Source organism: Pseudomonas sp. AM8 (assembly GCF_036346475.1).
Taxonomy (GTDB): domain Bacteria; phylum Pseudomonadota; class Gammaproteobacteria; order Pseudomonadales; family Pseudomonadaceae; genus Aquipseudomonas; species Aquipseudomonas marginalis.
In genome coordinates, this window is the sequence record NZ_JAOTNX010000013.1 from 229,483 (window position 1) to 252,123 (window position 22,641).

The following is a 22,641-nucleotide window of genomic DNA, read 5'->3' on the forward strand; positions in this document are numbered from 1 at the left end:
TGGCCACTCATTTGCGTGCCACTTTGTAGCGCACGCAATCCTGATAGAAACTCTGGCGAATCGCTTCGGGCTTGAGCCGTGAACGACTGTCATACGTCTGTTCGGTGATGCCCATGGCCATCATGCGCATCCAGGACTTATTGAACTTGATGGTCTGGATCTTCTGCCGCGCGGCGTACAACGACACCCCCGACAGCTTGAGTTCCTGGGCCCTGGCAGCCGTGCCGGCGCCCCAACTGCACATGTACTTGTCACCCTCGCGCAGCTCCCGTGCCTGCACGGCAGCCGCGCCGCCGGCCAGGGAGCAGGCGATCAGCATGATTCCAACAGTGCGCATTTGCTTCCTCACCTAACCACCTGAAAATAAAAGCGATTCTGGCGAGAATTTTGTTACAAAGGGGCCACTAAATTGCCTTATCGGTGAAACCGAATGACAACTGATGGCCCTGTGATGAGCCCGCTTGTTGTGGCGAGCGAGCTTGCTCGCGCTGGGGCGCGAAGCGGCCCCCCCACCAATACACCTATGTGTATCAGAACGCGGTGCCTGGTTTTGGGGCTGCTTCGCAGCCCAGCGCGAGCAAGCTCGCTCACTACACAGGCCCAGGTACTTACCACTGGTAGGTGGCACTCGCCTGCACCGTACGCTGCGAGCCATACCAGCACCATGAGTACGAGTAGCACGACGCGACGTACTCTTTGTTCGCCAGGTTGGTAGCGTTCAGCGCCAGCCGCAGGTTGTCCTTGAGGTTGACGATGTTCTGGATGTCGTAGTGCACCGCCGCATCGAACAAGGTGTAGCCCGGTACTTTCAGCGTGTTAGCCGTGTCGCCCCAAGATGAGCCGACATAACGCGCACCGGCACCGGCCCCGAAGCCCTTGAGGTTGCCATCGTGGAAGGTGTAGTCCGCCCACGCCGACGCGGTGTGACGCGGCACCGCATAAGTGGTGGTGCCTTCGGCATTGATGGCTGGGCCTACGCCGATGTCGCTGATGGGCGCATAGCGCACGGTGTTGTTGGACTTGCTGATGCGGTTATCCAGGTAGGCATAGGCCGCCGTGATGTCCAGGTTGTCGTTGAGGCTGGCCTTGCCTTCGAGCTCAAAACCACGGGATTGCACTTCGCCGTCCTGGCTCTGGCAGCGACCGCTGCCGCACAAGTGGGTGGGGTCCGGGTCGGTGGTGAGGACGTTGGTCTGGCGCAGGTCGAAGATCGCAGCGGTGATAAAGCTGTTGCTGCCCGGCGGCTGGTACTTGATGCCGATTTCATACTGCTTGCCTTCGGTCGGCTTGAACACCGAACCGCCGTAACCGGTGCCCGACTGCGGGTTGAACGACTCCGCATAGCTGGCATACGGCGCCAGGCCGTTATCGAAGAGATAGACCAGGCCAATACGCCCGGTAAAGGCCTTGCTGTCCAGGGAGGACTGGCTCTTGGCCCCGGTGCGCAGGGTCTTGGTGGTGCTGTCGGTGCTGGCCCAGTCATAACGACCGCCCAGCAACAGCACCCATTTGTCCCACTTCATCTGCTCTTGCAGGTAGACCCCGGTCTGTTCGCTGCGCGACGTACCATCGGTGGTGTACGCCGGTACCGGCACGGCCGCGCCATAGACCGGGTTGAAAATATCCAGTGTCGGCCCGGCGGTATACGTCCCTGAGCCCAACAGGGTGTCGGTGCTGGTGTTCTGGTAGTCGAGCCCCATCAGCAGGGTGTGTTGCAGTGGGCCCGTGTCGAATTTGGCCTGCACCTGGTTATCGAGGGTGTAGGCATCCATGTCGACGTCACTGGCAATGGTGGAACGTCGGATGGTGCGGTAATCCGCCAGCAGGTAGTTGCTGTAGAGGCTGCGATAGCGTCCTTCGCTGCGCAGGTAACGCGCGTTCTGGCGCACCGTCCACACATCGTTGACGTGATGCTCGAAGGCCCAGCCGATGGAGTAGTACTCGCGATCGCTTTTCTCGAAGTTCTTTTCGCCGTCGTAGAAGTCCACGTCGATGCTGCGCCCGGTCGGGCTGTGCAATACCGAGCCCCAGGCCGGCACCGAACCGTAGGACGCGCCCTTGGGGTCCTTCTGGAAATGCCCGAGCAAGGTCAGCGAGGTGTCTTCGTCCGGCCGCCAGGTGAACGCGCTGGACAACGACTGGCGACGGGTTTCGGTGTGATCGACCTGGCCATCGGCATCGTCGAACAGCCCCGCGACGCGGTAGGAATACACGCCTTGATCGTCAATCGGCCCGCTCAAATCGAAGGTGGTGCGCTTTTTGTTAAAGGTGCCGTATTCGACGCCCACTTCATGGAACGGCGTATCCAGCGGGCGCTTGCTGACCATATTGATCACCCCGCTCGGCGTGCCCTGCCCGTACAGCACCGACGCCGGACCGCGCAGCACTTCGACGCGCTCCAGGTCGAAGGCATCCTTTTACGGCAAGGCATCACGGCTCGACGGCATGCGCAGGCCGTCCAGGTAAGTGGCCGGGGCAAACCCACGGATGGTCAATTGGTCGAGACGCGACGCCGTGGCGCCGCGGGTTTCCGGGATGACCGCGGCGCTGTAGCGCAGGATCTGGTTGAGGCTCTCGGCGTTCTGTGCGCGCATCTGGTCTTTGGTGACGATGGAGATCGACTGCGGGGTCTCGATCAGCGCGGTATCGGTCTTGGTGCCCGACAAACTGCGCGTAGCCACATAACCGGACACCGGCCCGGTAGGGCTTTCGGCCTGGTACGCGCCGCTGATGGTGGTGGCCTGCAGCTGCATGGCGCCGCCGTTATCCGGGATGGCTTCCAGGCGGTAGCGGTCGGCCGAGAGCTTCAGCGCCTGCAGGCCGCTGCCGGCGAGCAACTGGGTCAGCGCCACGTCGGTGGCGTACTGCCCGCTCAAGCCGTTGCTGCGTTTGCCGCGTGTCAGGCTCGCATCAAACGCCAATACCAGGCCCGCCTGCTCGGCCAGGCTATTGAGCGCCTGGCTCAAGTCACCGGCCGGAATCTGGAAGCCGCGTACAGCGCTGCGGCTTTCTTCGGCGAAGGCGGATTGGACGTTCAGCAACGGCACGGCGGCGAAAGCCAACGCCACTGACAAGGCCAGTGGGTGCAAGGGGCGAGCAAGGCGCGACATGGGAAATCCTGGGTAATAGAGGTTCTATTAACCATGACGGCCAGGTCGGCAAATCGGGCAAGAATGAGAGCAGTTTTTATTTGGGCGGCGTAGATCGGTGTGTTGTGTTTCCCTCATTAACCCCACGCCACCACCAACAACCCCACCCCCAACACCAGGCACAACGGCGAATAGAACCACGTATCCCACCGCGCAAACCGTGACCCGCCGACCTTCTTGAAAAAACCCACCAACTCCGAATCCCCAATCGCCCTGGCAAACATCAGCAGGGCGATCGCGCTGATTCCCCATTGCAGCGCCGCATGGGAGACCGCCGAAAAGTACAGCCCGGCCCGCAGGCACACCAGCAGCGCAATGCCGACCAAGCCCATCGCCACCAGAAAGGTACCCAGCGCCGAGGGCTTGAATGCAGGGCGAGGCCCGCTGGCGAATTCGCCGGGCAGTTGGGGGATGGCGGCGAGGCTGCCGAGTTTGCCGCCGGCAGCCCAGTACAAGTGCACCATGCTGATGCAGGTAAAAACGCCGACGATCCATCGTGCGATGACAAAGCTCATGGCGGGTTCTCCCTGAAAGGTGCGAAACAGGATAGTCGCCCTGGGATTTTTTGCAGGCATTTCGTCGGCGGCTGATGGTAAAGTGCCGCCCCATGAAAATCGCCCGTGCCGACCGCTCGCTCATTGCCTGGATGCTCTATTGCTGCGTCCTGTTCAATGTATTCGCCTGCAGTATCGGTCACGGGCAGATGGTGGGGATGCAGCTCAATGGCATCGGCGGGCAGTTCTGTACCGTCGACCCGCGTACCCAGGCGCCCAAGCCGTCCAACTCCACCGATGAGAGCCTGCCGACGCTGTCCAAGGCGTTTGGTTGCCCGCTGTGCTCCACCGGCGGCATGGGCCCGGCGCTCAGTTCCAACCTGAATGTGGCGGTGGTGCCACAACCCCATGCACCGCCGCCGGCCGTCGTGCTGGCCGCTGATATCCCTGCCCGCTTCACCTGGCCCACGGCTAACCCGCGCGCGCCCCCCGCCTTCGCCTGATCCCTTTGCTTTCCAATCTGCACTGACCACCGGTTCCACACGGAATGACGGACGGTCGTGCGTTGTTTTCAAGCCAAGTTTTTCAGGATTCAACCATGAAACATCTACCCCTGTTGGCGGGCCTGTTCGGCTGCCTGCCTGCCTGCGCCTGGGCCATCGAACTGGCTCCGACCACCATTGATGGCGAATCAACTGCCGAACCCGGCCTCACCCTGGATCAATCCAGCGGCGTGGCGTCGCGTCTGGGACTGAGCGTGCGGGAAACCCCAGCGTCGGTTGCCATTGCCAACCGCAGTGACATCGAGCGCCATGGTGCCAAGACGTTCCGCGATGCCGCCAACACCCTGCCCGGCGTCAACGCCAGTGCGCCGCCGGGTTTTGGCGGGTTTGTCTCTTACCGTGGGTTTACCAGCAGCCAGATCACCCAGATGTTCAACGGTATCAATGTCGCCACCGGCCTGGCCCGCCCCGTGGATGCCTGGATCTATGACCGCGTGGAACTGGTGGGCGGCCCCTCCTCCCTGATCAACGGCGCCGGCTCCGTAGGCGGCTCGCTCAACTATGTGACGAAGCTGGCCACCCGTGAGGAGCAGGCCGCCGAAGGTCAGCTCACCTATGGCAGCTACGACACCACCGGCATGGCATTCGGCGTCAATCACGCGCTGACCGAGCCCGGCGCCGAGGTGCAGCATTACGCGCGCCTGGATGTGAGCCGCAACACCAACCACAGCTACATCGACCGCGACCAGCGTGAGGCCTGGAGCCTGGCGTTTTCCCTGCTCAGCGACCTCACTCCCGACCTGTCCCATACCCTGGCCCTGGAATACCAGGATGAACAGGAAGACAGCCCTTACTGGGGCACGCCGGTGCTCAACCCCAAGGCCGGCGAGCTGAAGATCGACAAACACAACCGTTTCAATAACTACAACGTCGCCGACGGCCGTTACGAGCAGCGCACGATCTGGGCGCGCTCGATCATCGACTACCGGGTCAACGACAGCACGACGCTGAAAAATACGCTCTACCACCTCGATAGCCAGCGTGATTACCGCAACCTCGAAACCTACCAATACAACGCCGACAACAGTGCGGTAAATCGCTCGACCGCCTACCAGGTGCGTCACCAGGGCGAACAGCACGGCAACCAGTTCGAGCTGCGCCATGACGACCGCCTCTTCGGCCTGTCGACCACCTGGTCCGGTGGTTTTGAGTACAAGGTCAACAGCACAACCAACACGCCGCTGAATGTGCCGGGTAACAGCACGGTGGACCCGAACGGCTTCGCCCCCGGGTACTTCTACGACATCCCGCGTACCCGGGAGAACTTTGGCAAGGACAAGACCAATGAGGTCACCACCAAGGCGTTGTTCGTGGAGAACCGCCTGGGCCTTACCGATAAACTCTCGCTGCTGAGCGGCCTGCGTTACGACGCCATCGACCTGGATGTGACCAACCACCGCGAGGTCACGGCCACCAACCCACGGCACTTCAAGCGCCGTTGGGAACCGGTGACCGGTCGCGTCGGCCTGACTTACCAGTTCATCCCATCGGCCAATGTCTACGTGCAATACAGCACCGCCGCCGAGCAACCGAGTACGACCACCCAGGTGTTCGATGTGTCGACCGGCAAACAATGGGAGGTGGGCAGCAAGTTCGACTACCTGGACGGCCGTGGCTCGGCCACCGTTGCTGTCTATAAGATCGAACGCAAGGACTTTGCCGTAACCGACCCGCAGGACCCGACCACGAGCATCCCGGTCGGCGCGCAGTCATCGAAGGGCATCGAGCTGGCCAGTTCATTGCGCATCACGCCCAGGCTGCTGGCGGAAGGCAACATCGCCTGGGTGGATGCCGAATACGATGAGTTCAACGAGAAAATCGCCAGTGGCGCGGTGGTCTCGCGCAAGGGCAATACACCGACCAACGTGCCCAGGCGCATCGGCAACCTGTGGTTGACCTATGACTTTACCGAGGACTGGCAAGGCGGTGTGGATGCACGCTATGTCGCCGAGGTGTATGCGGACAATGCCAACACCCAGACAGTGCCGGCCTACACGCTGTTCGGGACGTTCCTGCGCTACCAGGTGGATTCACACATCTCGGTGACCGGCCGGGTGCGCAACCTGACCAATGAGGTGTATGCCGAGTTTGCCCATGTGTCGCCAGCGTATTACCTGGGAGCGCCACGGACATTCGAGCTGGCGGTGCAAACCAAATTCTGAAGCGACAGTGCAAACAACATGTGGGAGGGGTGTAGCCCCCTCCCACATTATTTTTGATCTCCGCTCGGCAATAAGCGCCGTGTTTACTTCAAGCTGGCTTCGACCTTCTGCGCCACATCCTCGGTCAACCACGCCTTCCACACCTCAGGATGCTCCTTGAGGAACGCCTGGGCCACCTCCCGGGGCGCGGTGTGGTTCTCGCTCATGGTCGCCAGGGCTTTATTCAGCGGCTCGATCGGAAACTCGACCTTCTGGAAAAACCCGGCAATCTGCGGATGTTCCTTCTGGAACGGCGTGGACACGCCAATACTCAGCTTGGACGCCAGCGACCGCGTAGGCTTCGGATCGGGGTTATCCGCATCCGTCAGGGTCTTCCAGGCCTCGGCATCGAACGGTGGCTCCTCCAGCTGGATCAGCTTGTAGCGCCCCATCAACGGCGTCGGTGACCAGTAGTAGAACAACACCGGTTTGCCGCGACGGATGGACGAGGCAATTTCGGCATCCAGTGCAGCTCCCGAACCGCTGCGGAAGTTCACGTAGCTGTCATCCAGGCCATAGGCCTTGAGCTTCTGTTTATTGACCACTTCCGAGGTCCAGCCGATGGGGCTGTTGAGGAAGCGCCCCTTGCCGGGAGACTCCGGGTCCTTGAACACGTCCTTGTAGCGCGCAAGGTCCTTCACGCTCTTGAGGTCCGGCGCCAGGGGCTTGATACCTTTGGCCGGGTCGCCCTTGACCACATACTCCGGCACCCACCACCCCTCGGTGGCCCCCTTGACCGTATCGCCCAGGCCCACCACCTTGCCTTCGGCCTCGGCCTTGACCCACACCGGGCTGCGGCCGGCCCACTCTTCACCGATGACCTGGATGTCGTTCTTGGCCAGGGCGGTTTCCAGGGTGATGGTGGTACCGGGCAAGGTGTCGGTGGGCAAGTCGTAGCCCTTCTCGACGATGACCCGCAGTATTTCGGTGATCAGGCTGCCGCTTTCCCAGTTCAGGTCGGCAAAGTGCACCGGCGCTGGCGCGGCCGAAACTGGCAGTGAAGCCACCGATAGACCCAGGGTCGTCAGCGATGCAGCCAACAGCGTTCTCAATCCTTTCATGCCCATGCACCTCGCGATGTCGCAGCAAACAACGAACGGCTTTGCTGTCTATGCGCGAAGCCTCTGAATAGTTAAGTCAACTCAACTGTAGTAGAGGTTCCGGGAGATAGGAGATGTTCGCAGTATTTACCGATTATTCACTGGCCTTGAACGTCACCAGCTCACCCTTGCGCCATTTGGCGGCCTTGCCGGTCACGGCCTTGAGGGTCTTGGTCAGGCCTTCCTGCAGTTGTTCATGGGCCGCAAACACCAGCATCACACTGTGGCCTTCCTTGAAGACGATGCCCTGGCCCTCGGGCGAGGACACAAAGGCATAGTCGCCCAAACCATACACCGTCAACTTGATGTCGCGGAACTTGAGTTCGAACTTGCCACCTTCGCGACTGGGCAATACCGCAGCACGGAAATGGTCGCCCACCTTGAGTTCCAGACGGGGTTTGTCATCCACAACCATTGCCGCTTCGGTATCGATTTCGGCGATGTAGATGCCTTCCGGCGTCTGCTCGGTGATGTAAACAAAACGGGATTGAAACTGCTTGACCAACTTTGCGCGCAAATCACCCAGCACGAACAACGCGTGCATATCCAGATTACTGACTGCCAAGGAAACGCCCCCACATCGAAATAAAGCACTGACCGCCAGAGCGGGCAGCACAAAGAAACGGCCATCTCGGCACGATCACACAACACATTCATGGAAAAACTGAAGAAGACCCCGTTGCTGCGCCCAAAGCCCCGGACAGGCATGCACGATGGGCCTTGCGCAGGGACATCAGGCATCGCAGGAGATCACAGGTTCAATAACCAGAGAATACCGGTCGACCCGCTTCAGAGAATAACACTATTAAAAACGCAGTTTCCGACAGCTCATACAAACAAAAACACCTCGGCGTGGAACCAGATGCCGACTGCCGACGACAATACTAAAACAGCAACACGGGTCAAAACCACCTGTAACGCCGCTGGTGGGTCAACAAGATCGATCGACAGGAGCTGACCATGCAACGACGCCAATACGACGCTATGTCTCCCCGCACTCGTTCATCATGTCAGGACGAACAGCAATACTACTGCTTACGCAGTCCCAACGGGTACCCCGATTCCGTTCTTTACCAAGTTGTACCCGCCGGAAGAAACTTCTTCCATATCCGCGAAGTCACCAGTGGCAGGATCAAAGGCTTTCGCAGCGACCACATCGAGGCCTGTGAACTGGCCAAGCGGCTGGAGGCCTCACTGCACGGCGGAATCGTTTCGTCACCCGGATGACTTTACTGCGCCGCCGCCCTTCAACAACTGCCATACTGGCCTGTCCATTGGAATTTGCTCCCTCACGGGCCAGGTTTCATCAGTGCTGTTGGTTACCTCGAAGGGAAGGCGATACGTGACGGAATTTGATATTGGCGAATTTTTCATCCATGGCGACGCAAGGGAAGTAGACGGTGAGTTTCAAGCAGTGATCGTGATGCGCGCCAAGCCGCCGTTGACCACCGTCACCACGCACCAGGTCGAAAAAGACCGTTGGTTCAAGACCCTCGACACTGCCGCCAGCGCCGGAAAAGAATCCGCCCAGGCACTCAAGGCCGCAGTGGATTCAGGGGCACTGACCTCCTGACAATCCGATCGAACTCTACCGCGCCACAAGCCTCCCATGCATAACGATCCCGAAACCCGCACGGAGACTGACATGGACGCGCCAATACCGACACTCGAAACCTTATTTGAACAACTGGGCCTGGACTCAACCCCCGAAGCTATCGACGCCTTTATTGTCGCGCACCCGTTGAGTGACGACGTCAAGTTGATCGACGCGCCGTTCTGGACGCCGCAACAGGCACAGTTCCTCAAGGAAGAACTGCGTGAAGACGCCGATTGGGCCATGGCGGTGGATGAGCTGAACCAGCGCCTGCATCAATCGCAGTAACCCACTCAATGCCGGCTGCCTGAGCGCAATAGCGCTTGCCAGGCAGCTGGTATTTCCCCGCCTCACAGACAACAACAATCCCTAGCGCGCAGCCTTCGCCCCCTCCGGCTTATACCCCAGGCGCAAGCCACCCCAATGCCGCCCCCGGACCATGATCGGCACCGACAAGTCGTGCATCAACTCACCGGTATCGCGGGTGTAGGTCTGCAATAACACCGCTTGCTGGTGGCTGCCGCAGCGGATGCCGGTGCGGTCTTCGAACTTGCGCTTGGTGCGGTTCTGCACCGCGTCGATCTGGGCATCGCCGGTCAGCGCCTGGGAAAATGCCTTGTTGTGCGTTGGCACATAGCCCTGGGGCGTGCAGGCAATGGCAAACACCAAGCCTTCATGGCGTGGCAGCAGTGCTTCCTGGATGGCCGGCAGCACCTGGTCGGTGTAGCCATCGAACCGGCTGTGGTACTTGCTCGGGCTGGTGTTGGGGATCAAGGTGTAGCTGCGGTCGAACAAGTCATCCAGGCTGATGCGGTTCTGCTGTACATCGGCTTCGAATTGCGCGGCAATCCGGCTCGCGCCTTCGCGCGCCAGGTCGTAGATGCGTTGGTGATAGTCATCCAGCCCGACTTCCGCCAGGCGCTCACTGATCGTTTCGGCCTGCCCTTCCATCTGCACAGCGGCATCGGCCAACTGGCGGGTCTGCTGGTCGCTCACGATAAGATCGCTGCGCATTTGCTCCACGGCATGGAACAGGCTGTCGAGTTGGGCGCGGTTGGTGTCGGTGCCCTGGGCGATTTCATTGACCTGGCCTTCCACACCCGCCGCCAGGCCGGCAATGTTCTCCAGGTGCTCGCCGGCGTGCTCCACCTGCTCGACACCGGTGTGCAAGTCTGCCGAGAGCTGGCGAATCTGCTCAACCACCTGGGCAGTGCGTTGCTGGATATCCGCCACCATCACCCCGACTTCATCGGTGGCCGTGGCTGTGCGGCCCGCCAGCCCACGCACTTCATCCGCCACCACGGCGAACCCGCGACCGTGCTCACCGGCCCGCGCCGCCTCAATCGCGGCGTTGAGCGCCAACAGGTTGGTCTGGCTGGCGATGGACTGAATCACCAGGGTCACCCGCTGGATTTCTTCACTGCGTTGGCTCAGGGCTTCAATCAACTCCCGACTGGCATTGGCGCGCTGGCTGAGCTGGTGCATACGAATGATCGACTGGGCCAGCACTTCACGGCCTTCAGTGCTGCGCTGATGGGCCTGGCTGGCCGCCTGAAGGGCCTCGCGACTGAGTTGAGAGGTGACCTTTTCAGTGCTGATCATCACTTCGGCACTGCTGACGATCTGCTTGGCCGCGCCCAATTGCGATTGCACTCGAGCCGCCAGTTGCTTGACTGAATAGGCGACGCCGGCAGCGGACAGTGCGTTGTGGCTGGTGGTATAGGACAGATCGCGGGTCAGCTCGCCAATGGCATCGGCAGTGACGGGCGGTGCCGTGCGGGAGGTGCGGTTCATAAGGCCTGGCAGCCAGATCACCAGCAAGGCAATGGGCAGGCAGAGGTATATCGGCAGGCTGGCAAACGCCAGGCCCAGCAGTACCAGCACCAGGGCGGCGCTCTGCAGGAGCGGCATCAACCAGCCGGGCAACACGCGCACCACCGGTTGCGGTGGCACTGCTGCGCCCATCAGAGATCCGTCTCCAGCCATCGTCGTTACCCCACTGTTTGTCATTTTTGTCCCTGCATTAAACGCCACTATCCAGCCATTATCCATGGGCCTTTAGTGGGGTAGCCTGCAGCAGATCAATAGACGGGGCGTAACGGGTCTTTCTCCGGGGAACCGCCCAGGCGATTCCCCAGCTTCAGCGCATCAGGCTTGGCGCTGGTGCTTGTCGATCTGCTCGTGGCGCTCTTGCGCTTCGATGCAGTACTTGGTGGTCGGGCTGATCAGCAGGCGCTTGAGGCCGATAGGCTCGCCGCTGTCATCGCACCAGCCGAAGGAATCTTCCTTGATGCGTTCCAGTGCACGCTCAAGCTGCGGCAGCATGCGCTGGTCGCGGTCGATGGCATTGACCAGCCAGGTGCGCTCTTCTTCAACGGAAGCGGCGTCGGCAGGGTCGGCCGGGGTGTCCAGGCTTTCAATGGCGATGCGGTTCTGCTCAATGCGCTCGTGGTGTTCCACCTTCATGTCCTGCAGCAACTTCTCGAAAAAAGCGTGCTGTTCGGCATTCATGTAGTCATCCGCCGGCATGGCCAGCAACTTTTCCTTTGTCATTGATTTCTCTATAAAAAATACGTGCATTAAGGCGAATAAGGGAGCGTTCCGGTCGACCTCTGCAGGTCTCGGAAAGGCGCCATCCATTCCAAGCGCCACCCGGCACTCAATTTACGAGGGGCGGCAGTCTAAGGCCGACTTGAGGGCACAGCAACTGAAATGACAGGCATTTTTACCGATATAACCCCCAAAGGCACCAGGACGGGCTTGGCGAATGGTCATCGGAGTGCGTTTATAGCAGGAAAGTTCGTAGAGCAGCTATAAGCCGCAGGCTGCAAGCGACAAGCTGTAGAGCTCATCGGACTTGCAGCTTGCAGCTTGAAGCTCAGCGCTTGAGCTTGCGCTTGTTGCGGTACTGGTCGATCACCACCGCCACCACGATGATCAGGCCCTTGATGATGTCCTGGATATACGCATCCACCCCGACAAAGGTAAACCCGCTGGCCATCACTCCGAGGATCAGCGCGCCGATCACGGTGCCGGTGATACGCCCTACCCCGCCAGCCAGGCTGGTGCCGCCGATTACCGCGGCGGCAATCGCATCCAGCTCATAGGACATGCCCATGCCGGCCTGGCCGGTGGCGGCGCGTGCCGAAGCCACCACGCCGGCCAGACCGGCGAGCAACCCGGCAATGCTGTAGACGATGATCAAGTGGCGCTTGACGTTGATCCCCGACGTCCGCGCCGCCTGCATATTGCCGCCGATGGCGTAGGTGTACTTGCCGTACTTGGTGTAGCGCAGGGCGATATGGAAGATCACCGCCACCACCAGGAAAATGATCACCGGCATCGCGCCATGACCGATGGCCGTGTAGGAGTCCGAGAGCATGCTCACCGGCTGGCCTTCGGTGTAGTAACGCGCCAGGCCACGGGCCGAGACCATCATGCCCAGGGTCGCGATAAACGGCGGAATACCCGTGACGGCGATGATGCTGCCGTTGATCGCCCCCGCCAGCAGCCCCACACCCAACCCCATCGCCACCGGAATCCACACCGGCAAGTCCGTCAGCGAAGGGAACACCGCCCGGGAAAAGTCGGAAGTTTGCGCCAAACTGGCGGCAATCATCGCCGACAGCGCCAGCACCGACCCCGAAGACAGGTCGATACCCGTGGTGATGATCACCTGGGTCACCCCGATCGCCAGCAAGCCGATGATGGACACTTGCAGGATCATCAGCACCAGGCGCTGGGAGTTCATCAGGAAGCTCTGGTCTCGCACGATCCAGCCAAACAGCTCAAACACCAGGCCGATGCCGATCAGCACCAGGAAGATGCTCAGCTCGGTGGGCAAGCGCCGACGGTGCTTGACCGGGGCCGTGGCAGGCTTGTTGTCTGTTATTGCGTTCATAGCCAATCACCTTCTTATTCTATGGCGCGGGCCAACCGCAGGCCCGCGCGGCTGTTCGTCAGTGGACTGCGGTCATACCGGAAGCCAGCTGCATGACTTTTTCCTGGGTCGCATCCGCACGGTCCAGGGTGCCCATCAGTTCGCCTTCGTGCATCACCATCACCCGGTCGCTCATGCCCAGCACTTCAGGCAGCTCGGAGGAAATCATGATCACCGCCATGCCTTCGCTGGCGAGGAAGGAGATCAAGCGATAGATCTCGGCCTTGGCGCCTACGTCGATGCCCCGGGTCGGTTCATCGAGGATCAGCAAGCGTGGGTTGGTCATCAACCAGCGCGCCAGCAGGGCTTTCTGCTGGTTGCCGCCGGACAAGGTGTCGATGCACTGCTCCAGGGATGGCGTCTTCACCCGCAGTTTCTTGCACATGTCCTCGCACAGGGCGCGCAGGGCTTTCTGCTGGATAAAACCGTTGCCCGAATAGTGCGGCAGCACGGCCATTTCCATGTTTTCCAGCACCGACAGGCAGGGGAACAGGCCACTGAGCTTGCGGTCCTCGGTCAACAGCGCAAAGCCTTTTTCGATGGCCATGTGCGGGTCACTGATGCGCACCGCCTCGCCATCCAGGGTGATCTGCCCACCGCTGCTGGGGGTGATGCCGAAAATGGTTTCCGCCACATTGGTGCGCCCCGAGCCCATCAGCCCGGCGATGCCGAGGATCTCACCGGCATGCAGGTCGAACGACACGCCCTGGAACACCCCGTCCAGGCGCAGGTCGCGCACCGACAGCAGCAGTTCGCCGATGGGCGTCTCGCGCACCGGGAACAACTGGCTCAGCTCGCGACCCACCATCATCGAGATCAGGCTGTCGCTGTTCATGCTGTCGGCGCGTTGCAGGCCGATGTACTGGCCGTCGCGGAACACCGCCACTTCATCGGCAATGGCGAACACTTCGTTCATTTTGTGCGTGATGTAGACAATGCCTTTGCCCTGGGCCTTGAGGTCGGCAATGATCGAAAACAGGTGGGCCACTTCCTTCTCGGTAATGGCCGATGTCGGTTCATCCATGATCAGGATGTCGGAGTCGTAGGACACAGCCTTGGCAATTTCGACCATCTGCCGCTCGGCGATGCTCAGGTTACCCACGTGTTCCTCGGGGTCCAGGTTGATGCGCAGGCGCGCCAGCAACTCGGCGGTGCAGCGGTGCATTTCGCGGTGGTTGACCATGTGCAGGCTGTTGAGCTGCTCGCGGCCGATCCAGATATTCTCGGCGATGCTCATGTGCGGCATCAGGTTGAGCTCCTGGTGGATCATCGCAATCCCGGCCTTCTGCGCCGCCAGCGGCGTGTCAAACACGATGGGCTTGCCGCGCAGGCGGATTTCACCGGCGTCGGGCTGGTAGATGCCGGCGATGATTTTCATCAAGGTCGACTTGCCCGCACCGTTCTCGCCCATCAGCGCCAGCACCGTACCGGGGCGTACACGCAGTTGTACGTCGGCCAGGGCCACGACGCCGGGAAAGCCTTTGCTGATGTTGACGATTTCCAACAGGTAGGGTTCGTCCAGCGGCAACGGCTGGATACCGGGAGGCTGCGAGACAGCGGCTTGAGCGAGCATAAGACGGTACTCCATCAGCAGGGCGGGCACGACCGCCCTGCCGGTTCATTGTTGTTATGTCAGGGCTACTTGAACGTGGCGACGTTTTCCGGGGTGATCAGCTGGAACGGGATGATCACGTTCTGCTCGACCGGTTCCTTCTTGGCCATCTTGCGCGCCGCTTCCACCGAGCCCACTGCCTGGCCCTTGGCGTCCTGGAACGCGGAGGCGGCCATGTCACCCTTGGTGATCGCATTCAAGCCATCCGGCGTACCGTCGACCCCCGCGATCAGCACACTGCCCTTTTCCTTGCCGGCCGATTTCAGCGCCATGGACGCGCCGATGGCCATCTCATCGTTGTTGGCCAGTACCGCATTGAACTCGCGGCCCTGGGTCAGCCAATCGTTGACCAGGGTCATGCCCTTGTCCCGCAGCCAGATACCGGTCTGTTCCTGTTCGATCTTGATGTCCGGGTACTTGGCCAACACTTCCTTCACACCCTTGGTGCGGTTGGTGGTGGAGTTGTTCGCCAGGTCGCCCAGCAGGATCACGATCTTGCCCTTGCCGCCGAGCTTCTCAGCGATGTATTGCATTTGCAGCTTGCCGGCCTCGACGTCATCGGAGGTCACGGCCACCACGTCCTTGGGCAAGTCCTTCTGGTCGGGACGGCGGTTGACGAACACCAGCGGGATGCCGGCCTTGGTCGCGGCATTGATGATGTTCTTGGTAGAGGCTGTGTCGACCGGGTTGACGATAATGGCGTCAACTTTCTGGCTGATGAAGTTCTCCACCTGGCTCAGTTGCTTGACCACATCGGCGCGGGCATCTTCGAACTGCAGCTGCACGCCGTCACCCTTGGGATAGGACTTGGCCTGCTTGTCCATGTCTTCGCGCAGGTAAGTGAGGAAGGTGTCATCGAAGGCGGACATGCTCACGCCGACCTTGATGTCGGCGGCACTGGCAACACCGCTGGCCAGCAGCATGGATAAAGCCAGCGCGGTAAAACGGATCGGGGTCTTCATGAACGGTCTGTCTCCACTTTCTTGTTGGTTTTTTGGACGTTGCGTTTATCAGAGCTCGGCAGGCACGCGTACGACCGGTGCGCCTGGAATGCAGCAGACCAGCGCGCCCTGGTTTTCGACGCACAGCACATTAAGGAAGGAGAAGTAGAACGGCCGGGCGCGGGGCAGGCCGCGGGGCGTGTGGGCAGGGCGTAAAACTCGCAGTACAGCGTTGAAGATTTTCATCTGACGGTACCTGGTTGTTTTTGATCTTGTTTTTGTTGAGTCGTGCGAATCGAGTCCGAACGTACTTTATGCAACCTGGAAAAGACTTTATTGGAAAATAATTTCCATATCAACCTGTTTTAGAATTTTATTCTATTTTTGTTGAAACCACCTGCTGGCGCTCGGCGCTGAGGCGTGCGGCGTCCAATATACGCGTGGTTTCCAGCGCGTCATAAGCGTCCACGGGCAACGGGCCCTGCCCGTTTACCGCCGCTTGCAACTGGCGATAGAACTGGGTCCAGCAGCCCTTCTCCGACGGCACTCGCTCACGTTCCGGCCCCTGTTCGAACCAGCCCCAGCGGCGATGTTCTTCTGCGCCCCAGTGTTCGCCTTCGGTTTTCGGTGACTTGCCGGCCATCAGCGCTTCTTCCTGGCCGTCCAGTCCGTCCACGGTGTAGCAACCCAAGGTGCCACTGACGCGAAAACGCGGAGCCTGGCTGTTCTGCAGGGCGTTGCCCCACAAATGGGAAACCACCCCGTTGGCGTGGGTCAGGGAGACGAAGAAGCCGTGGTCGACAGTGGGGTATTCAGGGGTGAACTGTAACTGCGCAAAGACCCGCTCCACCGGACCGAACAGTTGCAGCGCCTGGTCCACCAGGTGGCTGCCCAGGTCGCGCAACCAGCCGCCGCCGCTGGCATTGCCCACGGCCTGCGGGCTGTAGCGCTCGACGCGGGATTCAAAGCGGGTGATCTCGCCCAGGGCACCGGCGTCGATCAATTTGCGCAGGGTCAGGTAGTCCGAGTCCCAGCGCCGGTTCTGGTAGACGCTGAGCAACACCTCATGGCGCTCGGCGGCCGTGATCAGCGCCTGGGCCTGTTCAGCGTTGGCGGCAAAGGGTTTGTCGCTGACCACCGCCACGCCGTGCTCGATGGCTTCCAGCACCAGCGCCGGACGGCCCTTGAGGGTGGTGGAAATCACCAGGGCATCGACGCCGGCTTCGACGATCTGGCCGATGCTGTCAAAGGCCTTCACACCTGGAAGATCGGTACTTAATTGCTGGCGGCGCTCGGGTGAGCGCGTCACCACGCCGACAAACGTCGCCCCCGGCAAAGTTGCAATCAGCGGCGCATGAAAAAAGCGCCCTCCGTGGCCGTAGCCGACTAGTCCGATTCTCATGATCAACTCCTGAATTGAATTGGAAACCAATCAACTGTGGGAGGGGGCTTGCCCCCGATAGCGGTGGGTCAGATAACAACTGGTTGACTGACACACTGCCATCGGGGGCAAGCCCCCTCCCACATTTTTAACAGAGTTCCTTCAGTGATTTAGCCGTAGAAGTGTGGGCGATCCGGCAGGCTGACCTTCACAATCTGCTCACTGCCCTGGGCCTCGATACACGCATCCGCCGCCACCGCCGCCGCAAAGCCATCCCACGCCGACGGCCCACCGACCTGACCAGCACGCACGCTATCGATGAAGGCCTGCAACTCCACGTCATAGGCCCCGATAAAACGGTCCTTCCAATCCATCAGGATCGCATTCGACAGCTTGGCATCGCTGCGCAGCTGTACCTGGGACGGCTCCGGCAATTTGGCGATGCCGGTCTCCCCCACCACTTCGCACTGGATGTCGTAGCCGTACTGGCAGTTCACAAACACTTCCACGTCGATACGAGTGCCCTTGGCGGTTTCCAGCAGCACGATCTGCGGGTCGCGCAGATGGGCCAGGGCCTTGCTGGTCTTGCGCGGGAACACCACCTGCACCGACACGTAGTCGTCGTTGAGCAGCCAGCGCAGGACATCCAGCTCGTGGATCAGGGTGTCGGTGATCGCCATGTCGGTCTTGTAGTTCTCGCCCACCGTCGGGTTACGGTGCGCGCAGTGCAGCATCAACGGCTCGCCGATCTGGCCGCTGTCGATCACCGCCTTGAGGGCGCGATAACCTTCGTCATAGGGGCGCATAAAGCCCACTTGCACCAGGCGCTTGCCGTAGGCCACTTCGGCGTCGACGATCTTGCGGCAGCCTTCGGCCGTCACCGCCAGGGGCTTCTCGCAGAACACCGGTTTGCCGGCGGCGATGGCGGCGAGCACGAACTCCTCGTGGCTCGGGCCCCAGGACGTGACCAGGATCGCCTCGACCTGCGGCGAGTTGATCAGCCCATGGCCGTCCGCGTACACCTCGGCGTCCAGCTTCAACTCCGCGACCACCTTGGCGGCCTGCTCAAGGTTGATGTCGGTCACCGCCACCACCTGGCTGTTGAGCAGGGTCTGGCTGCACCGACGAATATGATCGCGGCCAATGGCGCCGGTACCGATTACACCAAGCTTCAAAGACATACAAACGCTCCTCTAGTTATTAGTACTGCCGGGCCTTGGCCAGGTGTTCATTGAGTTTTTTCGCCGCCGCGTTGGTGCGCTCGCTGGTGGACACCTGCGCCACCCCCACCCGCCACCACGACAGGTAGCCGTGGACCATGGTCTTGGGCAGGACCTTGATGTCGATCAGGGTCGAGACGCTTTGCGTGCGCGCATCGGCCAGGGCCGCCTCCAGCTGCTCCACCGTGCTGACCTTGTAGGTCTTGCAGCCATAGGCCGCCGCACTCATGGCGAAGTCCACCGGCACCAGGCCGCCGTCGAGCTTGCCGCTCTCGGGGTTGCGGTAGCGGAACTCGGTGCCGAAGCTGTCCATGCCGTTGCCGATCTGCAGGTTGTTGATGCAACCGAATGCCATGTTGTCGAGCAGCACCACGTTGATCTTGCGGCGTTCCTGGATCGAGGTGGCCAGCTCCGAGTGCAGCATCATGTAGGAGCCATCGCCGACCAGCGCATAGACCTCCTTGGAGGGCTCGGCGAGCTTCACGCCGAGGGCGGCATTGATCTCATAGCCCATGCACGAATAACCGTACTCGACGTGGTAGGTGTTGACGCCCTTGCTGCGCCAGGCGCGCTGCAAGTCGCCGGGCAGGCTGCCGGCGGCAGCGACGATGATCGCGTCGTCTGCCAGGCGCTCGTTGAGTACGCCGAGCACCCGGCTCTGGGTCAGGCACGAGCCGGTCAGTTCGATGAATTCACGCAGCACGGCGCGGTCGAGGTGGTCGTCGACTTCCGGCACAAAATCATCGCCGTGGTATTCGACCTGATGGACACGGTCCACTTCGGCGTCCAGTTGCGCCTTGGCGTCGGCGATCTGCTCGCCCCAGCCGGAACGGTAATCACCGAGGGCATCGGCCAGCGCTTCGAGGGCGACCTTCGCGTCGGCCAGCACCTGCACGCCGTCGAGTTTCAAGGCGTCGCAGGGGCTGATATTGAGGTTGAGAAACTTCACCTCGGCATGCTTGAACAGCGATTTCGACGAGGTGGTGAAGTCGGTGTAACGGGTGCCGATGCCGATGATCAGGTCAGCCTCGGGCGCCAGCAGGTTGGCAGCCAAACAGCCGGTTTCGCCGATGCCGCCCACGTTCAGCGGATGGCTGGAGACCACGGCACTCTTGCCTGCCTGGGTTTCGGCGAAGGGAATATCAAAACGCTCGGCAAAGGCTTGCAGCGCGGCATTCGCACCGGAGTACTTCACGCCGCCACCGCAGATGATCAGCGGTTTGCGCTTGCCCCGGAAGGCGGCCAACCCATCGCCGATCATCGCGGCGGTGGCCGGGCGGCGGTCGATACGGTGCACCCGTTTTTGCAGGAAGTAGTCGGGGTAGTCCCAGGCTTCGGCCTGCACGTCCTGGGGCAGCGCCAGGGTCACCGCGCCGGTTTCGGCGGGATCGGTGAGCACGCGCATGGCATGAATCGCCGCCGTCATCAGTTGCTCGGGGCGGTTGATGCGGTCCCAGTATTTGCTCACGGAACGGAAGGCATCGTTGGTGCTGATGCTGAGGTCGTGGAACTGCTCGATCTGTTGCAGCACCGGGTCGGGCTGGCGGCTGGCGTAGACATCGCCGGGCAGCAACAGCAACGGGATACGGTTGGCAGTGGCGGTCGCCGCAGCGGTGAGCATATTCGCCGCACCTGGGCCGACAGAGGCGGTGCAGGCGTAGATCTTGCGGCGCAAGTGCTGCTTGGCAAAACCGATGGCGGCATGGGCCATGCCCTGCTCGTTACGGCCCTGATGCACCACCAGGCCGCCGCTGTCCTGTTCCAGGGCCTGACCCAGGCCCAGCACGTTGCCGTGGCCGAAAATAGTGAACACGCCGGCGACGAACTTGCTCTGCACGCCATCGACTTCGATGTACTGGTTATCCAAAAACTTCACCAGGGCCTGGGCCATGGTCAGTCGGGTGGTGGTCATGTCGCGCCCCTTATCGTTTCTGCAGGTGGGCGATGCTTGCCCCCAATGCCTGCTGGATATCCGCCAGCTCGTGCACGCTTGTCGCAAACGGTTCGAACGACAGGTAGCCGCTGTAACCGCTGCTGAGCAAGGTGTCGATCTGCGCGGTATTGCCGAGGATATCGCCCTCGCCCACCAGCACGCGGTGGCCGTCGCGGATCGAATTGAGCGGCGCCTCGGCATCTTCCACGCCGGAGATATGCACCAGCCCGGTCAGTTCCGGGAAGAACTCATGCTCGCTGGCCAGGTGGTGGTGGAAGGTGTCGTGCACCAGGCGGAATACATCCAGGCCGCCGATGGACTGGATCGCATCCACCGCCACGCGCTTGCGGCGCATGGCACATTCTTCAAAGCCCAGGGGCTCGATAAACCCGAGAATCCCGTACTCGCGCAGGATCGGCGCCAGTTGGCTCAACGCGGTGCGCAAACCGGCGGCGCGCTGGGCTTCGTTGCGGGTGTCGCCGGGTTCATTGAACGGGCACATCACCAAGCCTTGCGCACCACATTCGCGGGCATAGGTGGCGAGCGCTATCGCCTGGGCGCGGCGCTCGTCATTCCACACATCAAAGGGGTACAGCGCGTTGATCGACAGCACCGTGATGCCCTGGGCCGCGCACAATTCGCGCACGCGGCCGGCCGGGGTGCCGTATTCGATCTGGCGATCCTTGAGGTCGTTGCGAATCTCGATGGCATCGCATTTCAAGGCCACGGCCAGCTGGATGAAATCCGGCAGGGACAGGTTGGGCGCGACCATACGGTTGAGGGCAAAGCGTAGAGGCGACTTCATTGTTGTTCTCCGTCCAACACCGTTTAAAGGTCCAGCAGCCAGCTGTGCTGCGGGTCGTTGTGGAAATGCCAGGCGCGCTTGGGGCCCGCCATCACGTTCAGGTAGTAAGACTCGTAGCCATACGGCACGCTGACCGGGTGATAGCCCTTGGGCACCACCACCAGATCACTGTTTTCCACGGCCATGGCCTGGTCGATGCTGCGGTCGTCGGTGTACACCCGCTGGAACACGAAGCCCTGGGGCGGGTTGATCTGGTGGTAGTAGGTCTCTTCAAGAAAGCTCTGGTGCGGCAGGTCGTCGGTGTCGTGCTTGTGCGGCGGGTAGCTCGACGAATGCCCGGACGGCGTGCGCACTTCCACCACCAGCAGCGAATGGGCCGGGTCGGTATCCGGCAGGATGTCGCACACGTAGCGGGTATTGGCGCCTTTGCCGCGTACGCTGCGCTTGCACTGTTCAGGACGGATCAGGCGTGGCTCGAAACCCGGAGCACCCGGTGCGGCGCACACGGCAATCTGCACGTCGCTCAACGCCGTGACCTGGGCATCGGTACCCGGCGGCAGATAGGCGGCGAACGGCGATTTGTCCTCGAACACCGACTGGCGATCACCGAGGTTCTGCCAGTTGAAGCCCTCGCCTTCGATATTGACCCGACCGCTGAGCAGCACCAGGCACAGCTCCTGATCGCCGGCAGTCACCGGCAATGTTTCGCCAAGGCTCAGGCGGTAGGCGGCAAAGCCTACGTATTCCAGGCGGCCCTCTTCCAGGGCGACCATGGTTTGTCCGCGTTTACTGCTCTTTACCAGCAAGCTCATGGTTGGGTCCTCTCATCGAGAAGCGCACGCAATGTGTCATAGCCCTTTTTCGCATAGACGTAGCTGGGCGCCACGGCCGGATCCTGCTCGGCTTCTACCACCAGCCAGCCCGCGTATTTCGCGGCCATCAGCACATCGAGCAACTCGGCAAAATCGATATCGCCATCCCCGGGCACGGTGAAGGTGCCGTTGACGATGCAATCGGGGAAGCTCCACATCTGGTTGCGCGCCAGTTGCACCACGGCTTTGCGCACGTCCTTGAAATGCACGTGGCAGACGCGGTCGATATGCGTGCGCAACACCTCGATGGGTTCGCCGCCGCCCATGTAGCAGTGGCCCGAATCGAACAGCAGGCCGACTTCCGGCCCGGTACGGCCCATCAACTGATCGATGTCTTCAGGCGATTCGACATACGCGCCCATATGATGGTGGTACGCCAGGCGCACGCCCTGGGACAGGGTGAAACGCGCCAGCTCCGTGAGTTTGTCGGCGTAGTCCTGCCAGGCCTGTTCACTCTGAAACCGAGGACGCTCGATCAGGCGAATGCGCGAGCCCTGGATCGAATCGGCCACCTCGCCGTACACCAGCACCTTGGCGCCGTTTTGTTTCAGCAGTTCGACGTGGCCGGCGATGGCTTCGATTTCTTCGGCCACCGAGCGACGGGCCAGGCGACTGGAGTACCAGCCGGAGACCAGCGCCAGGTCATAGGGGCGCAGGACGTCGCCGACGCCCTTGGCGTCCTTGGGGAATTTGCCGTTGAGCTCGAAACCTTCGTAGCCGATTTCCTTGCCTTCGCTCAGGGCGGTGCTCAGCGGGGTTTCACCGCCGAGGGCCGGAAGGTCGTCGTTGCTCCAGGAGATCGGGTTGATGCCAATTCGGATTGCGGGCATGGCTGC

The 22,641-nt window shown here is 61.3% G+C and carries 21 protein-coding genes and 1 pseudogene; 5 read left to right on the forward strand and 17 right to left on the reverse strand.

The features are described 5' to 3' along the window. Window positions 1-7: 7 nt before the first annotated feature. From V3W40_RS27585 to V3W40_RS27595, 3 genes and pseudogenes are all read right to left on the reverse strand, one after another. Entirely contained in the window at window positions 8-337 is a 330-nt protein-coding gene (locus V3W40_RS27585) for a hypothetical protein (protein WP_026136677.1), read from the reverse strand. 271 nt (window positions 338-608) lie between these two features. Next, window positions 609-3,110 (reverse strand): annotated as a pseudogene (locus V3W40_RS27590) (TonB-dependent siderophore receptor). A 116-nt stretch (window positions 3,111-3,226) separates the two neighbouring features. After that, window positions 3,227-3,664, reverse strand: coding sequence for a DUF3995 domain-containing protein (locus V3W40_RS27595; RefSeq protein WP_137212906.1), 438 nt, complete (start codon window positions 3,662-3,664; stop codon window positions 3,227-3,229). A gap of 92 nt (window positions 3,665-3,756) precedes the next feature. Here V3W40_RS27595 and V3W40_RS27600 point away from each other — a divergent pair, with 92 nt between their 5' ends. Next, a complete protein-coding gene (locus V3W40_RS27600) occupies window positions 3,757-4,146 on the forward strand; it encodes a DUF2946 domain-containing protein (protein WP_074846374.1) in 390 nt (129 codons plus the stop codon). Window positions 4,147-4,241: 95 nt separating this feature from the next. Continuing rightward, on the forward strand, window positions 4,242-6,368 hold the full coding sequence (locus V3W40_RS27605) for a TonB-dependent receptor (RefSeq protein ID WP_330216049.1): 2,127 nt from the start codon (window positions 4,242-4,244) through the stop codon (window positions 6,366-6,368). 83 nt (window positions 6,369-6,451) lie between these two features. Here V3W40_RS27605 and V3W40_RS27610 read toward each other — a convergent pair whose 3' ends face one another. Together V3W40_RS27610 and V3W40_RS27615 are read right to left on the reverse strand one after the other, a co-directional pair. After that, window positions 6,452-7,468 carry an ABC transporter substrate-binding protein gene (locus V3W40_RS27610; RefSeq protein ID WP_065927978.1) on the reverse strand — a complete coding sequence of 339 codons (1,017 nt, stop codon included), beginning with the start codon at window positions 7,466-7,468 and terminating at the stop codon, window positions 6,452-6,454. A 133-nt stretch (window positions 7,469-7,601) separates the two neighbouring features. Next, a complete protein-coding gene (locus tag V3W40_RS27615; RefSeq protein ID WP_051429370.1) occupies window positions 7,602-8,051 on the reverse strand; it encodes a hypothetical protein in 450 nt (149 codons plus the stop codon). A 416-nt stretch (window positions 8,052-8,467) separates the two neighbouring features. Between V3W40_RS27615 and V3W40_RS27620 the strand changes: the two genes are divergently transcribed. The 3 genes from V3W40_RS27620 (at window position 8,468) to V3W40_RS27630 (ending at window position 9,389) form a co-directional block, all read left to right on the forward strand. Beyond that, entirely contained in the window at window positions 8,468-8,734 is a 267-nt protein-coding gene (locus tag V3W40_RS27620) for a hypothetical protein (RefSeq protein ID WP_330216050.1), read from the forward strand. Between the two features lie 115 nt (window positions 8,735-8,849). After that, window positions 8,850-9,080: a hypothetical protein gene (locus tag V3W40_RS27625; RefSeq protein WP_065927941.1), complete on the forward strand. Its 231-nt coding sequence runs from the start codon at window positions 8,850-8,852 to the stop codon at window positions 9,078-9,080. Between the two features lie 72 nt (window positions 9,081-9,152). Next, window positions 9,153-9,389: a DUF2789 domain-containing protein gene (locus V3W40_RS27630; RefSeq protein ID WP_065927942.1), complete on the forward strand. Its 237-nt coding sequence runs from the start codon at window positions 9,153-9,155 to the stop codon at window positions 9,387-9,389. An 81-nt stretch (window positions 9,390-9,470) separates the two neighbouring features. Here the strand turns inward: V3W40_RS27630 and V3W40_RS27635 are convergent, their stop codons facing one another. From V3W40_RS27635 to iolE, 12 genes are all read right to left on the reverse strand, one after another. Beyond that, window positions 9,471-11,153 (reverse strand): methyl-accepting chemotaxis protein, encoded by a 1,683-nt coding sequence (locus tag V3W40_RS27635; protein ID WP_442962869.1) that lies wholly within the window; start codon window positions 11,151-11,153, stop codon window positions 9,471-9,473. 96 nt (window positions 11,154-11,249) lie between these two features. After that, complete coding sequence (locus V3W40_RS27640) at window positions 11,250-11,654, reverse strand: TraR/DksA family transcriptional regulator (protein WP_003191666.1); 405 nt, start codon at window positions 11,652-11,654, stop codon at window positions 11,250-11,252. A 325-nt stretch (window positions 11,655-11,979) separates the two neighbouring features. Further along, window positions 11,980-13,002, reverse strand: a complete 1,023-nt coding sequence (locus V3W40_RS27645; protein ID WP_024076018.1) for an ABC transporter permease — start codon at window positions 13,000-13,002, stop codon at window positions 11,980-11,982. 58 nt (window positions 13,003-13,060) lie between these two features. Then, on the reverse strand, window positions 13,061-14,614 hold the full coding sequence (locus V3W40_RS27650) for a sugar ABC transporter ATP-binding protein (RefSeq protein ID WP_065927944.1): 1,554 nt from the start codon (window positions 14,612-14,614) through the stop codon (window positions 13,061-13,063). Between the two features lie 65 nt (window positions 14,615-14,679). Further along, window positions 14,680-15,615: a sugar ABC transporter substrate-binding protein gene (locus V3W40_RS27655; RefSeq protein WP_065927945.1), complete on the reverse strand. Its 936-nt coding sequence runs from the start codon at window positions 15,613-15,615 to the stop codon at window positions 14,680-14,682. 48 nt (window positions 15,616-15,663) lie between these two features. Then, window positions 15,664-15,840, reverse strand: coding sequence for a hypothetical protein (locus V3W40_RS27660; protein WP_162844258.1), 177 nt, complete (start codon window positions 15,838-15,840; stop codon window positions 15,664-15,666). A gap of 127 nt (window positions 15,841-15,967) precedes the next feature. After that, window positions 15,968-16,996 carry a Gfo/Idh/MocA family protein gene (locus V3W40_RS27665; protein WP_074846360.1) on the reverse strand — a complete coding sequence of 343 codons (1,029 nt, stop codon included), beginning with the start codon at window positions 16,994-16,996 and terminating at the stop codon, window positions 15,968-15,970. Window positions 16,997-17,145: 149 nt separating this feature from the next. Then, a complete protein-coding gene (locus V3W40_RS27670; protein WP_330216052.1) occupies window positions 17,146-18,156 on the reverse strand; it encodes a Gfo/Idh/MocA family protein in 1,011 nt (336 codons plus the stop codon). Between the two features lie 19 nt (window positions 18,157-18,175). Further along, window positions 18,176-20,107, reverse strand: coding sequence for a 3D-(3,5/4)-trihydroxycyclohexane-1,2-dione acylhydrolase (decyclizing) (gene iolD, locus V3W40_RS27675; RefSeq protein WP_330216053.1), 1,932 nt, complete (start codon window positions 20,105-20,107; stop codon window positions 18,176-18,178). Between the two features lie 10 nt (window positions 20,108-20,117). Beyond that, window positions 20,118-20,933, reverse strand: coding sequence for a TIM barrel protein (locus V3W40_RS27680; RefSeq protein ID WP_065927949.1), 816 nt, complete (start codon window positions 20,931-20,933; stop codon window positions 20,118-20,120). A 23-nt stretch (window positions 20,934-20,956) separates the two neighbouring features. After that, on the reverse strand, window positions 20,957-21,745 hold the full coding sequence (iolB, locus tag V3W40_RS27685) for a 5-deoxy-glucuronate isomerase (protein WP_065927950.1): 789 nt from the start codon (window positions 21,743-21,745) through the stop codon (window positions 20,957-20,959). Beyond that, complete coding sequence (gene iolE / locus V3W40_RS27690) at window positions 21,742-22,635, reverse strand: myo-inosose-2 dehydratase (protein ID WP_330216054.1); 894 nt, start codon at window positions 22,633-22,635, stop codon at window positions 21,742-21,744. Before iolE ends, iolB begins: the two co-directional genes overlap by 4 nt. Between the last annotated feature and the right edge of the window lie 6 nt (window positions 22,636-22,641).

Bases quoted from the DNA above. Each gene is read 5' to 3' on its own strand.
- V3W40_RS27610 (WP_065927978.1), bottom strand. From the start codon at position 7,468: ATGAAAGGATTGAGAACGCTGTTGGCTGCATCGCTGACGACCCTGGGT.
- V3W40_RS27605 (WP_330216049.1), top strand. From the start codon at position 4,242: ATGAAACATCTACCCCTGTTGGCGGGCCTGTTCGGCTGCCTGCCTGCC.
- V3W40_RS27640 (WP_003191666.1), bottom strand. From the start codon at position 11,654: ATGACAAAGGAAAAGTTGCTGGCCATGCCGGCGGATGACTACATGAAT.
- V3W40_RS27600 (WP_074846374.1), top strand. From the start codon at position 3,757: ATGAAAATCGCCCGTGCCGACCGCTCGCTCATTGCCTGGATGCTCTAT.
- iolE (WP_330216054.1), bottom strand. From the start codon at position 22,635: ATGCCCGCAATCCGAATTGGCATCAACCCGATCTCCTGGAGCAACGAC.
- V3W40_RS27630 (WP_065927942.1), top strand. From the start codon at position 9,153: ATGGACGCGCCAATACCGACACTCGAAACCTTATTTGAACAACTGGGC.
- V3W40_RS27585 (WP_026136677.1), bottom strand. From the start codon at position 337: ATGCGCACTGTTGGAATCATGCTGATCGCCTGCTCCCTGGCCGGCGGC.
- V3W40_RS27670 (WP_330216052.1), bottom strand. From the start codon at position 18,156: ATGTCTTTGAAGCTTGGTGTAATCGGTACCGGCGCCATTGGCCGCGAT.
- V3W40_RS27645 (WP_024076018.1), bottom strand. From the start codon at position 13,002: ATGAACGCAATAACAGACAACAAGCCTGCCACGGCCCCGGTCAAGCAC.
- V3W40_RS27680 (WP_065927949.1), bottom strand. From the start codon at position 20,933: ATGAAGTCGCCTCTACGCTTTGCCCTCAACCGTATGGTCGCGCCCAAC.
- iolB (WP_065927950.1), bottom strand. From the start codon at position 21,745: ATGAGCTTGCTGGTAAAGAGCAGTAAACGCGGACAAACCATGGTCGCC.
- V3W40_RS27635 (WP_442962869.1), bottom strand. From the start codon at position 11,153: ATGGATAATGGCTGGATAGTGGCGTTTAATGCAGGGACAAAAATGACA.
- V3W40_RS27660 (WP_162844258.1), bottom strand. From the start codon at position 15,840: ATGAAAATCTTCAACGCTGTACTGCGAGTTTTACGCCCTGCCCACACG.
- V3W40_RS27665 (WP_074846360.1), bottom strand. From the start codon at position 16,996: ATGAGAATCGGACTAGTCGGCTACGGCCACGGAGGGCGCTTTTTTCAT.
- V3W40_RS27655 (WP_065927945.1), bottom strand. From the start codon at position 15,615: ATGAAGACCCCGATCCGTTTTACCGCGCTGGCTTTATCCATGCTGCTG.
- iolD (WP_330216053.1), bottom strand. From the start codon at position 20,107: ATGACCACCACCCGACTGACCATGGCCCAGGCCCTGGTGAAGTTTTTG.
- V3W40_RS27595 (WP_137212906.1), bottom strand. From the start codon at position 3,664: ATGAGCTTTGTCATCGCACGATGGATCGTCGGCGTTTTTACCTGCATC.
- V3W40_RS27620 (WP_330216050.1), top strand. From the start codon at position 8,468: ATGCAACGACGCCAATACGACGCTATGTCTCCCCGCACTCGTTCATCA.
- V3W40_RS27615 (WP_051429370.1), bottom strand. From the start codon at position 8,051: ATGCACGCGTTGTTCGTGCTGGGTGATTTGCGCGCAAAGTTGGTCAAG.
- V3W40_RS27650 (WP_065927944.1), bottom strand. From the start codon at position 14,614: ATGCTCGCTCAAGCCGCTGTCTCGCAGCCTCCCGGTATCCAGCCGTTG.